This window comes from Paenibacillus sp. FSL H7-0943, assembly GCF_037963265.1.
In the GTDB taxonomy this organism is placed as follows: domain Bacteria; phylum Bacillota; class Bacilli; order Paenibacillales; family Paenibacillaceae; genus Paenibacillus_AQ; species Paenibacillus_AQ odorifer.
Genome location: NZ_CP150148.1, coordinates 6308294 through 6321959, shown reverse-complemented (window position 1 = coordinate 6321959; position 13666 = coordinate 6308294). Strand labels below are relative to the sequence as shown.

At 41.3% G+C, this 13666-nt stretch carries 7 protein-coding genes; 6 read left to right on the top strand and 1 reads right to left on the bottom strand.

The features are described 5' to 3' along the window. Positions 1-6: 6 nt before the first annotated feature. The 3 genes from NSQ55_RS27760 (at position 7) to galU (ending at position 6227) form a co-directional block, all read left to right on the top strand. Positions 7-1920, top strand: coding sequence for a stalk domain-containing protein (locus NSQ55_RS27760; RefSeq protein WP_339170074.1), 1914 nt, complete (start codon positions 7-9; stop codon positions 1918-1920). Between the two features lie 574 nt (positions 1921-2494). Continuing rightward, positions 2495-5017 carry a U32 family peptidase gene (locus NSQ55_RS27755; protein WP_076282455.1) on the top strand — a complete coding sequence of 841 codons (2523 nt, stop codon included), beginning with the start codon at positions 2495-2497 and terminating at the stop codon, positions 5015-5017. A gap of 322 nt (positions 5018-5339) precedes the next feature. Beyond that, positions 5340-6227, top strand: coding sequence for a UTP--glucose-1-phosphate uridylyltransferase GalU (gene galU / locus NSQ55_RS27750; RefSeq protein ID WP_076099650.1), 888 nt, complete (start codon positions 5340-5342; stop codon positions 6225-6227). Positions 6228-6299: 72 nt separating this feature from the next. Here galU and NSQ55_RS27745 read toward each other — a convergent pair whose 3' ends face one another. Then, a complete protein-coding gene (locus NSQ55_RS27745; protein ID WP_339170069.1) occupies positions 6300-9053 on the bottom strand; it encodes an O-antigen ligase family protein in 2754 nt (917 codons plus the stop codon). Between the two features lie 201 nt (positions 9054-9254). Here NSQ55_RS27745 and NSQ55_RS27740 point away from each other — a divergent pair, with 201 nt between their 5' ends. From NSQ55_RS27740 to NSQ55_RS27730, 3 genes are read left to right on the top strand one after another with little or no spacing between them, the layout of a single operon-like run. Beyond that, the gene (locus NSQ55_RS27740) at positions 9255-10112 is read left to right on the top strand and encodes an ABC transporter permease (protein WP_081388010.1); all 858 of its coding nucleotides are present in this window, start codon (positions 9255-9257) and stop codon (positions 10110-10112) included. Next, positions 10102-11394 carry an ABC transporter ATP-binding protein gene (locus NSQ55_RS27735; RefSeq protein WP_339170066.1) on the top strand — a complete coding sequence of 431 codons (1293 nt, stop codon included), beginning with the start codon at positions 10102-10104 and terminating at the stop codon, positions 11392-11394. The genes NSQ55_RS27740 and NSQ55_RS27735 overlap by 11 nt, the downstream gene beginning before the upstream one ends. Beyond that, on the top strand, positions 11384-13663 hold the full coding sequence (locus NSQ55_RS27730; RefSeq protein WP_339170064.1) for a methyltransferase domain-containing protein: 2280 nt from the start codon (positions 11384-11386) through the stop codon (positions 13661-13663). Before NSQ55_RS27735 ends, NSQ55_RS27730 begins: the two co-directional genes overlap by 11 nt. Positions 13664-13666 lie beyond the last annotated feature (3 nt).

The following is a 13666-nucleotide window of genomic DNA, read 5'->3' as shown; positions in this document are numbered from 1 at the left end:
CGGTAAATGGGCTTTAAAATTTTAAAACAAGGATTTTGTGCGATGCTGACCTTATTACTGCTATTTTCTATATTACCCATACAAACAGTATTAGCTTCACAAGGAGATAAGCTACAGCTGAGTCTAAAAGTTGGCAGTACTTCAGCTACGGTGAATGGTAAGAAGGTGGCTATCGAGCGGCCTTATACGGAGAATGGAACGGTTATGGTCCCGCTTGGGGTTTTTAAAAAGACGTTTGGCAGCACTGTTTCCTTAGAGCAGAACAATGTTGTAAAAGTAACCTATGGTGCTCATTCAGGGGTGATGACGATTGGGAGTGATATCGCTTGGAAGGATGGGATCAAAGTTAAACTGGGCTCAGCGCCCCGGATGGTTTCAGACGTGCTGATGGTACCGCTACGTTTTGTAGCTGATGTGTTAGGTGCGACTCTCTCTCAAGGGAGTGGGGGTGAGCTAATGGTTACCCTAGTGCCTATAGACAACGAAGAAGAAACGCCAGAGGAGACTGGGATTGACAGCGATGTTGGTAAGACTCAAATTGGGAACAGCTATTTTCAATGGACACTGAATTATCCCTCTGGGCTGATTGCTGGAAATAGCGGTGGAGATGAAAGTGTGGCTACCTTTTCAAGTGCGGACAATCTATATTATGTGGAGATTCATGTAAGTGACCAGGCGGTTGCGGTGGATGCGGATGGGCTGCTGGAACAGCTGGTTCGGGAGGTCGAGGCAGGTGGGGAGTTGATATTGGATCGGGAGTCGTTCCCCAAAGCCGCGGTACCTTATGCTAGATTGATCAGTAAAGATTCCAGTGGAGCGCTCTGGGAGAGCAGACTGTTATATGCTGAAGGTCGACTATACGAGATTTATTTGACGGATAACAAAGCAGTTAATTATAAGGATTTTGCTAAATATACAGGATTACTTAACTCTTTCCAGCCTTCTTTTGATACTAAAAGCAAAAAAATCCGTGATCTTTCTACGGTGAAAAGTGGATTGCGTGACGCGTACAATGAGGACTATGGGATTTCACTACAGGTTCCCGCAGATTGGAGTAAGGACGACCAGCATCTCTATTACGAGAGTAAGCAGGGAAGTCATCTGAGTGTGGCAGTTACCTCGGCACCTGCTGGTTCTACACTAGAGAGCTGGGCTGAAGATCTGAAAATGAAAACTAAAGAAAACTTTGTAGCGGATGCTTATATTCTGAAAGACAGCAACAAGTCGGAGATCTCGGGCGTATCCGCACAAATTAATGAGCTACAGCTAAATTACGGCAACGGTGTTACTACAGAATATCAAGCTCTCATACTCAAAAATGGGTATCGTTATTATTTTGAATATGTAACAGCAGCTGGGCAAGATGACGATAAGGCAAAATTCAAAGCCATCATATCCTCTATTGAGATTGATTTTGCTCTGCTGAAGGAGAACTTCGGGCGGCTCGCTAGTGATGATTATAAGACGCTCAAAAATAAGACATTAACCAAAGTATCCAAAACCTACGGCTATGCCATCGATATTCCAAGTTTATGGACACCTTATCAGGATATTTTTGAGACGCAGTCGATTGAATATCGGTTCAGCGGAGGACGTCTACAGATCAACTCAAAACCCGAGGGTTCAGTGGATTATACAGTTAATGTGCTCAAAGATGCTTATCAAAATAAAAATAATGATCCCAAAGGCCCTCGTATAGAAAGTGTAGTGGAGTCTACCATTGCAGATGTCCCTGCTACGATCATAACTTCACATCAAATCAAAAATGGTATCCCTCTTCGCAGTAAGCAGGTTGTGTTTGGTAAAAATGATGTGGTCTACACGATTACCGTTACGCTGAATGATGCCAATGCCACTGCAGAACAGCAGGCTCTGTTAGACAAGACACTACAATCGTTTCGGTTTACAGGCAGCAAGTAGTTAAAAGAGTACCAATGTCGTAGTTGACACACGAATAGAAGCGTGTAATTCAATCAGACGAAGAACGTCCCAGTTGCCGATTTGGCTTGGGGCGTTCTTTTTTTGTATAAAGGGGGAAAAGGGATTCGACCTAAGGATGTTATGAACGATTATGGCGTTAACTTTCGTTTTGCTCGTAAATGGTTGCAGAGTTTAGTGGATAAGGGTTAGCTGCGGCCTATTATTAAAAATACATATATTTGTTACTATAAACCGATAGAAGGGTTGTCGGAAGGGTTGTTTTAGGAGGTTTTGATCCAATGTTATCCAAGTTGGGCATAATGTGAATAGCTAAAATGATGCTTTATGTACAACATTTAGTTGTCGAAGCACTGGATTAGGCAATAAAGTTGCATGTTCTACAACATTCATGGAGTAAAGTGCAATAAGCAAGAAGTCAGCTTCCTGACAGCATTATGACTTTTATTCTATATAAATGTTGGTAAACGCATAGCGCTCAAGTGTGATATTTGATACAATTATCAAGTTAATCAACTAGAAATGACCCGTCAAATGGCGGTTTGGGAGGATATAAATGAAAGAGCAACAAATACGCAGAGAAGACGTGGAGCTATTGGCACCCGCAGGTGATTGGGACTGCATGCGTGCAGCGGTAGCAAATGGAGCGGATGCTATCTTTTTTGGCGTAGAGAAGTTTAATGCACGGGCCAGAGCGAACAACTTTCGCATGGACGAGCTGTCGGAAATTATGGCGTTTTTGCATAGCTATGGTGTGAAGGGCTTTTTGACCTTTAATATACTGGTATTTGAAAATGAATTGTCTGATGCAAAAGAACTGATTGATGCGTGCGTGGATGCTGGCGTAGACGCAGTAATTGTACAAGATTTAGGTTTGGTCAAAATGATCCGCGAAATCTCACCGGATTTCCCGATTCACGGATCGACACAGATGACCATTACTTCGCCGGAAGCGGTCGAGTTTACTAAACCTTTCAGTTTGGAACGTGTGGTATTAGGTCGTGAGAACAATTTGAAACAAATTCGTACGATCGGAGAGCAAGCCCGCTTACCGATGGAAGTATTCGTACACGGTGCTTTGTGTGTTTCCTACTCAGGTCAATGTCTGACCTCTGAAATGTGGGGCGGACGTTCAGCCAACCGCGGTGAATGTGCTCAGGCTTGCCGCTTGCCTTATGATCTGATGGTGGATGGTGAGGTAAAACCTATGGGAGACGTAACTTATTTGCTTTCTCCTAAGGACCTTGCAGCAATTGATCTAATGCCCGAACTGATCGAGGCGGGTGTGACTTCTTTTAAAATCGAAGGCCGCCTCAAAAGCCCGGAATATGTAGCGAATGTAGTTAGTAAGTATCGTAAAGCGATTGATCGGTATTTTGAAGGCGATCTGTCCAAACCTTCGAAGGAGGAGGTGCGCGAGCTGCAACAAAGCTTCTCCCGCGGGTTTACACATGGTTTCCTGGATGGAACGAACAATAAGAAACTGGTAGACGGGACTTTTCCAAAAAGCCGTGGCGTATATTTGGGGACGGTTGAGCAAATTCTGCGTGACGGAGTGGTCTGCCGTATTCATGCACCGCTTAAGCGTGGGGACGGAATTGTTTTTGACGCTGGCGATCCGACGAAAAAAGAAGAAGGCGGTCGTGTCTACGACCTTCGTCGTAAAGGTGTGAAGCTGGAAGGCGAAGCCGGAGAAGGCTGGATCATTGACATCGTAGCCGGTCGTAATGATGTGGATCTTCGTCGTCTAAATGTCGGTGACCGCATTTGGAAGACAAATGACCCTGCGTTAGATAAGGCGCTGCGCCAGACTTATGAAACTGAAAAGCCGTACCGGGTATTTCCGGTACATGTTAGAGTGCAAGGCTGCGTCGGCGAGAAGCTGACGACTTGGTGGACGGACGTTCAGAAGAACGTTACCGTCCGTGTGGACTCGGAGCTCGCGCTGGAAGCCGCGCAAAAGCGTCCGATGGATACCGCGCTGCTGGAAGAACAATTCGGCCGCCTGGGCGGGACCGTGTTCCAGCTTGACGCGTTGGAGTCGCATCTGCAAGGCGACGTCATCGTCCCTATGCGCGAGCTGAACAGCATCCGCCGCCAAGCGGTGGAGCTGCTTGCGGGCGAGCGCCCGAAACCGCCCGTCTACGTGAAACGGGCGATCGAGGTTTACGGCGACGCCACCCGCAGGGGCGTCGCTCCGCAGCGCGCTGGTGAAGCGGAGCTCACCGCGCTGTGCCGCAGCCTGCCGCAGGTGCAGGCTGCGCTCGAGGCCGGCGTGAGAAACATCTACGCCGACTTCGAGTTTATCAAGCAGTTCCCGGCAGCGGTAGATGCGGTACGGGCTGCAGGGGCCAGCATAGCGCTGGCCACGCCGCGCATTCATATGCCGGGCGAGAACGGCTACCACGCCAATATCCTGCGCTTGCAGCCGGATGCTGTGCTCGTGCGTAATACAGGCGCGTTATATTATTATCTGCGCCGCCGCCAGGAGCAGCCGGATGCTGTGCATCCACGCCTGATCGGTGATTTCTCACTGAATATCGCCAATCATAAAGCAGTGGATTTGTTCCTTGAGGCTGGCTGTGACATAGTAACGCCATCCTATGACTTGAACATTCAACAGATGGTTGATCTGCTTGAACACAGTGATACGTCCCGGATGGAGGTTGTTATTCATCAGCATTTGCCGATGTTCCATACTGAACATTGCGTGTACTGTACCTTTATGAGTGAAGGCACAGACTATACGAACTGTGGTCGTCCTTGTGAAGAGCACCGTGCTTCTTTGCAAGACCGTATTGGAATGTCACATCCAGTTCGTGTGGATGAAGGCTGCCGTAACACCGTCTATAACGCTGTTGAGCAGTCTGGTGCGGAGTATCTGAATAATTTCCGTGACCTAGGAGTATCTTCATACCGTGTGGAGTTCTTGGAAGAGACACCAGAGCAAGTGGCTGAGGTAATTAGCCTCTACAGCCGCGCTCTGCGTGGTGAAATCTCTGGTACACAGGTATGGAAGAGCCTAAAGGCTACTAACCAACTTGGTGTAACGCGTGGGCAATTGGTGAACGCGAAGTAATAAGAGTTAAGAGTTAAAGATAAGGGCTAAGTAACTACCAGGTAGATGCTGGTATTGCTTAGCCCTTTTTTCGGAATTGATCTCGTCCTCACCCTAATTTGCATATACTAAATAGTAGTATATTATAGGGTCAGCCAAGTATTTAAAATAGCAATAATTGATTATAATTCCTGCCCTCTTATTTCATTGGAATAGATATACAAATATAACAAACACTCTGACATAAATGTGCTGTAACTGCTATAATTGAAAGAAATATGCCATTTTAGGGTACTTACAGATATGTAATTGAAAAGAGTATACGATAGAAGGAGTTAATGTGATGAAGATCCGTAAAGCGATTATTCCCGCCGCAGGTCTCGGCACTCGTTTTTTACCTGCAACTAAAGCAATGCCTAAAGAAATGCTACCGATTGTAGATAAACCAACGATCCAATATATTGTTGAAGAAGCAGTCGCTTCCGGGATCGAGGATATTATTATTGTAACGGGGAAAGGCAAACGTGCGATTGAGGACCACTTTGATAACTCATTTGAACTGGAATTTAACTTGGCTGAGAAGCAGAAGTGGGAGTTGCTTGAATCTGTTCGCAAATCTTCTGAAATGGCTGATATCCATTATATCCGCCAAAAAGAGCCAAGAGGTCTCGGACATGCGATTTGGTGTGCACGTAAATTCATAGGAAACGAACCGTTTGCTGTCCTACTCGGCGATGATATTGTTGAAGCGGACAAACCGTGCCTCAAACAGATGATTGACATATATGACGAGTATAAATCTTCTATCGTGGGTGTTCAGCCTGTTCCGTGGGAGGAAGTATCACGGTATGGTGTGGTAGATGGTTCGCCTTTGGCGGAACGTGTCTACAAGGCGAATCGTCTAGTAGAGAAGCCGAAGAGAGAAGAGGCTCCTTCTAATTTAGCGATTTTAGGACGATACATCTTAACCCCACGTATCTTCGATATGCTTGGAGAACAGCAGGTGGGTGTAGGTGGAGAGATCCAACTTACTGACGCGATAGCACGTCTAAGCGAGGTTGAACGAATTATTGCCTATGACTTTGAAGGTAAACGTCATGATGTGGGTGAGAAAATGGGCTTTATCCAGACTACCATTCATTATGCACTTCAACACGAGGAACTTAAAGATGACCTGCTTCGTTATATGAAAGAGCTTGTCGAGAGCGAAGCAGCTAAGGTCGGGCTATAAGTAAATCTCATATATCGAAAAAAGGCGCGCCACTGTAATTACAGTGGCGCGCCTTTATGGTTTCTTTCTTTTTTAAAATTGTGAATTTGTAATGGCCTCAACTTGTGCTGCTTCCGCAGGATCAGCTGCGATCAGCGAATCGTATAGTACCTGATCTTCACCACCAGTTTTCGCCAGTGCAGCAAGGTACCAACGGGCAATCTCACGATTGGTTGCATCAGCGAAATCTTGGCTTAAGGCTGTTTTTAAGATGGAGGCTGCAATTTGTATCTTTCCAGACATATACTGCATCTTTCCTACCTTCAGTGTTACATCCGGATTAAACGTCTTCGAAGGATCATTATCCGCAAGTACATGATTATAGGCCAAAAGCCCAATGACAAAACCAGCTTTCATGTTGTCTATTCTATCTGGATTATCTTGTTGTGCATAAGCTGCCTGCCCCAGATCAAATGAACGGCTGATGAGTGAACTGTACCAGTTTATATCCCACGGAGCTTCACTGTTCATGATATCCGTGTAATTAGCATCTGAATTCAGCTTGAGGGTGGACTTCGCTGCATCCTCTTGTCCGGATAAAAGTTGCATTTTGCCAACGTTCAAAGCGATAGTTGGCGTTACTGAGAAAGGACGCCCTTGCAGTTGTTCTGGTGGAAGAGTCTTCAGATGTTCTATTCCAGCAAGAACATGATTATATGCTTCTTGCGCTTCATTGAAATACTCTTGTTTCTTTGTCTCATCCTTTTGATTAAGTGCCTGCTGACCTAAGGCAAAGGAACGGCTGATTATTGCATCATACCAATCGATATCCCAGTTGAACTTATCTGCGTTGTCACGGTAAATACCCAAGGAGACGTCGCTTTGACCTTTCAGATCGTAGTAGCTCACTAATTGGAGCAGAAGATTTTTGTTGTATGGCTCATCTTTGAGTGCGCGAGTTAATACACTGTATGCCTCGTCAAGGAACTGTTCCTGTTGTGTTTGACTAAATACCTGCTGATCCAAGGCCGATAGATAAATTGTCGATTCTGGATGACTTGGACGTTTGTTCAAAGTCTCAATCAATGGGGCTCTGAGCTCTTCGTAGGAAGTGCTATAACTTCTCAATTGTTTAGCTTTCAAAGCAGAGTTACTGGAGCCAATATAGCTGATTGACAAGAACACTAGGAACAAGGTTCCTAAAGAAAGCACAGCGAGGTATCCGAAACGGATGCCCGCTTTATTCCAATTTTTCCGCAGTGGCTTGCTATCCATAACGGAGGCCATTCCGGCAAGGCCAATAAAAACTAGTATGCCCATAAAGGCATAACTCATGTTGAAATCAAGTAGACTGTGCACAAGAATAGATAGAGCAATAATTAGATAGAAGAAACCATTCTCAAATTCGTTTTTATCCCGTTTTACATATCCACGAATATATTTATAGAAGATATACAGAATGAAACTCATAAATATGAGAAATCCAACAATACCTACTTCAATGAGAAATTGTAAGAAGAAGTTATGCACCTGCCGGCTTGTATAAGGGTTGTTTTGATAATGCTCATACAGTGAGGCCCAGCCTCCTCCACCAGCACCGAGGATCGGATAATCCTTAACCACCTTCACGGCATCCTTATAAAAAGTAATCCGCTCGAGTACGCTATGTTGCTGGAAATTGATGTTCTCGAGGCGAGTCTCCATGTTGTCAGGTAAGATGCTTTTTGCACTCGTACCGATAAGCAAGAAAGCTACAATAGCAACTAGAGCGACAGATCCGAGCGGAATCCAAAGACCTGTCCGTTTACGGGATGACCAATTCTCTAGTTTTGCATACAACCATGGTGCGACGAAACGCTGAATGACCCAAGAAAGGCCAGCCACAACTATTGAGGCTCCTAATAGATACGCCCAACCTTTTAAAGCTGAAGAAGAAGTGAAATTAGCATTTAACTCTATTCCTAGGTTAGTAACGGGTGTCGTAATGAGCAAAGCTACAATACCAGCAATTCCTAGATGCAGAATCCAAAGGATTTGCTGTGCAGGTTTTAGGAATAGAAGTAGGAGTATGAATACTACAGGTAGCAGGACTAAGCCGCCACGAGATAAGGTTAACAAGATCGACACAATGATGGGAACTAACATAAAGCCATGCGTCAACGTTCCATACCATTTTTTAGAGCGAATAAGCGCGAATATTGCTACAAATAGAAAGGCCATCAAGAAGGCTGCGTACGTATTTGCGTACTGAAAGATCGAAGTCAGACGAAGTCCGTTAGAGTCAGTCATAACTGCATCTAAGTAGACATCATTTCGGACGGTGTTTGAGAACCAGCCCACAAGAGCTCCTGCTAATTTACTGCTGCCTAACCAATTTAAAAGTCCAAAACCCACTATAAAATATGCAATCGCAAATATAGCATTTTGAATGACAACATTTACTTGCTTTTGCTTCATGAGATAAAAGGCTATAATGAAAACTGCGGCATATGTACACTGAATAAATAGCATATTCATCGCCGTGTAATGCGAAACTGCGACAAACAGTGACAGAGCATAGGTCACAGGGAGCAATAATGCTGCCCAAGCTACTAAATCACTCTGCCCTTCAAGCTTGAACTTTTTGTAATACAAGCCAACACAGGTCAGCAGCATCAGTGCGCTTAATAGTGCTGATACATATATTGGCTTCTCGTAATCAACTAGTGATCCATTAAACAATCCCACTTGAAATGGGGTCCAACACAAAAATAAAATAAAACCAACAACTAATGCCCATATCGGACTTGCTATCTTTTCAACATTTCTCGACTGAGCGGCGTTTTTACCGTATACTGGTTTCGACACGTTATAATCTCCTTTTCCTGTAGGTACGTGGATATTTTAACATATAGTACAATATGAGAGCTAGTTGCTTGGACAATTAACGCCTCCATATTATAATGTTTCTCTTGATAGAGACCTTGAGAAGATGGATTTATATTTGGTGCGCATTTAGAGGTGATATACAACGTATGACTTATTGAATATTTCCTGAAGTGTGTTTTAATGTTCGGACAAATAAACAAAGATAAGGCGATGAAAATGGATTTTTATAGACGGATACAGAATTACCTAAAAAGTATATATAAATCGAAAGATTTGCTCTTTGAGCTTACTAAGAGAGATTTCCAACAAAGATATAAAGGTTCACTTCTTGGTGTAATATGGGCTCTATTATCTCCTTTATTAATGCTTGGAGTGTATAGTTTCATATTTGTTAGCGTATTTAAATCAAAATGGGGCGACTCATCTATTCAAGATGGAAATATGCTTTACACAATGATGATTTTCGCAGGACTTATTCCATTCCAAATTTTTTCGGAGTCCGTTAATCGTTCTGTGAGCCTATTGGGGCAAAGCGCGAATTATATAAAAAAAGTGGTTATACCAATTGAAATACTTCCTTCTAGCATAGTACTCTCCACGATAATTAATAGTTTTTTTTCTGTAGCGCTCTTAATAGTTGGTAAAATATTTTTTCTGAACACACCAAATTGGACTCTTGTATTTGTTCCTTTAGTATTAGTTCCAAGCATGCTTCTTTCTCTTGGATTTGCACTAATCGTTGCAGCATTTGGGATTTACTTAAGGGATTTGGTTTATATAGTGGGTCTTTTAGTAAATATTCTTTTTTACATGTCTCCAATATTTTACTCTTCCGAAGCGCTTCCGGAAAAATTTAGGTTTTTAATTAATTTGAACCCCATAGCTCCGATAATTACTCAATTTAGAGATATTTTTGTGAATGGGCAGTTATTCTCGATTTCAAGTTATTTAATATCGTTATCTATTTCATTTGTTATTTTTATTCTAGGATTATCAATCTTTAATTATTTAAGGAAGGGATTTGCAGATGTCATTTGATGAGGTAGCAATAAAAGTGAGCGGTGTATCTAAAATATATAAAATGTATAATACACCTGCGGATAGATTAAAGGATCTTTTTAATGTTTCTAAAACTAAAAAAAGGCATCAAACATTTTCTGCTCTTAATTCTATAACGTTCGAAGTGAAAAAAGGAGATACGGTTGGGATTGTTGGGAAGAATGGTTCAGGCAAGTCTACTTTACTACAAATAATTGCTGGTACAGTAACCCCAACTAGTGGCAAGGTTGAAGTGTTTGGAAAAGTTGTTGCACTTTTAGAACTTGGATCGGGTTTTAATCCAGAATTCACAGGACGTGAGAATGTTTATTTAAATGCTACTATGTTTGGAATTAGCAGAGAATCTATAGAAAGTAAATTTTCTGAGATAGAAAGCTTTGCTGACATTGGTGAGCATATCGATCAACCTGTTAAGACGTACTCTAGCGGTATGTTCGCTAGATTAGCGTTTTCCGTTGCTATTCATATGGAACCAGACATTTTGATTATAGATGAAATTCTAGCAGTTGGGGATGCAGCATTTCAAGCGAAATGTGTCTCGAAAATGCGCCAACTTAAAGATGGCGGCGTTAGCTTGTTATTCGTAAGCCATTCCGTAGATGCAATAAAGTCAATGTGTCATTCGGCAATACTAATATCACATGGAAATCTAGTTGATCAGGGAAGTTCGGAGAAAATAACAAATCATTATCTGGCTATGATCCGCGACGAAATGAATCAATACAATAGTGATGACTCAATTCAAAACGATGAAACTATAGAAGAAATAACAAGTATTGATGCTAGCTCTAGTTTTAGATATGGTTCAGGACTTGTTTCATTCAGAGATGTGCATATGGCTAATGAAAATGGAGAACCTACCAAGGCATATGAATTTGGTGAACAAGCTTCAATAATCTGCACTTTGTATTCTAAGGAAAAGGTAACGGATATAAATGTATCTTTTTTAGTTAGAGATATTACAGGAATAGATTTATTTGGAACAACTATGTTCGATGAAGATATAACTCTAGTTTCCTTAGAAAAACAAGAGAAAAGAACTATAAGATTCAATTTTCCGATTTGGCTTAGACAAGGGAGTTACTCTGTATCGGTTGCTGTTAATCGAGTGACAGATCGCGATTATTCTGATGTTTTTTTATATGAACAAATTGATGGAGCCAGTGCCTTTGAGGTTATAAGGAAAATTGATCGACCCGTCCATTACAAGGTTCATTTTCCAATTAGAATAGAAACAGAAGGTGGTCTATATGACAAATAATATATACGAAAATGAAGCATGGTGGCAACAAAATGGAATGGGGTGGGCAGATGAGGTTGAGAAAAGAAGATCGCTACAACCTCTTTACGGAATTCAGGAAGTCATTTTAACACATATATTTTCCAAGTTGCCTAAAGAATCTAAAGTTTTGGAGTTTGGAGTGGGATTTGGGAGACATGTGGATTATTTGAGTGATATACCTAATATAGAAGTTTATGGCGTTGATCAAAGTCCTACAATGTTAGAAAGCTTAAGGAATCGCCTCTCCCATAAGCCGGATTTAATAAAAAACATTGTCCTTATAGAGCCACGAACGAAACTCCCTTACCCTGATAATTATTTTGATTTTGTGTATACAGTATCTGTACTTATTCACATCAATCCTGCAGATATGGAGGGAATATTAAAGGAACTGGTCCGCGTCTCTAAACATGGTATTATTCATTTTGAAAATAATTTTTCTGAAAATACGGAATTGAAATATATGGATCATAATGGATGTTGGCAGCATTCAATAGTCCATGATTATTTGAAATTGGATTTGCCTTGCTCTGTATTGTCAAAAGTGGCCTCGGAACAGGATATATATTATACAAAGTTATCAGATAGTTGGAGTGTAGAAGATTTAGAAAATAAAGTTATGTTCTCTCGTCTTCATTTAATGGATGATAAGATTAGACCGACTATAACAAAATTTGAAGGGGAGATAGGCTGGAGAGCTGAAGAGCTAAAGGAACGTATAGAGAAAGAGTTCAAGATGCAAGATGATATGAACTCTTTAAATCAGGAATTGTCAGATGTGAGAAATGAAAATGATAGAAATAAGACAATGATAGCAGAACAAACAGCAGAAATCGCCATTCTTAATGATGACAAGAGTAAACTCAGTAGCAAATATACCGATCTAAATAAACTTTATCAAGCACTTTCGTTAAGCTTTAATTCACTTGAAGAACAGATAGAAGAACTGGAGAAATATAGTGGGAATCTATCGCATGAGGTATCACAGTTGACCTCCAATAAAGTACTCTTAGAGTCGCGGTTATATGATATAGAAACATCTCTTGCTTGGAGAGTCATTACTAAGATGCGCAGTCTAGATCGTGTTTATAGACTCTCAAAGCCTGTTAGAAAGCTTTTAAATACTATCCGCAATTATCGTCTGAAGTCTAAAGAACAACAAAAACAACACAATAGTTATGAAAATAGCAACAATGAATTGAGTCAACTTGTTAATAATAAGCAAAGTGAAAGAAAAAATAACAAGTATAGTTGGCTTGAGATAAAACTTGAGCTAATTCCTGAACAATCAAGTATTGCTATTCATCAACCTGAATGGCTAGGTGTCTCGCATTCAACCCAAGAATTATTTCCGTTTACACTTCCCATTAAGGAATTATTTGATACTAACGAAATTATGCGTGTAGGTAAATTGATTGCTGAAAGCAAACCAAAAGCAATTGTTTTTAGCGGCTTTGCTATTGGTTATTATGAATTAGCGAAATTTATTAAAAGTGTAGATTCTAAAATAGCAATAAAAATTTACTGGCATGGAAATACAACACATATGTATGAAGACTACTCATGGAGTCGGTATCAGGAGATCATTCAACTCTGCAACGAAGGCATAGTAGATAGTTGGGGGTTTGCTAAGGAAAGTATGGCTGAACTGTATAAGGAGAACGGATTCCCAAGTTTCTTTGTGAAAAATACTGTGAAGAATGAAAGTCTCGAATTCCTGGAAAATAAAGATCTAAAACATAATGAATCTGTGAAAATAGGTATTTATGCATCAGGTAACACTTGGAATAAAAATGCATATACTCAGATTGCAGCAGTAAGTCTAATAGAGAATGCTAGTATAAATGCCATTCCCTACAATAATAGAATGAAGTCATTTGCTCAACAATTAAATTTGAACATGGAGGGCTCTGAAAAGGCAGTTCCTCGTGAAGAACTTTTAGTTACTTTGGCATCTAACGACCTCAATTTGTATGTTACTTTCTCAGAATGCGCCCCGCTACTCCCATTGGAAAGTATGAACATGGGTGTACCTTGTTTGACAGGGCCAAACCATCATTATTTTGATGGAAGTCCTTTGAAAGATTATCTAATTATTAATAGTCCGGATGATCCAGTGGAAATTGCCAAGAAAGCTAAGTATGCAATGGAAAATAGAAAAGAAATCTTGGATTTATATAATATATGGAAAAAAGAAAATGACATCGCATCAGAGTTGAGTATTCAAAGATTTCTTGAGGAGAATTAATAT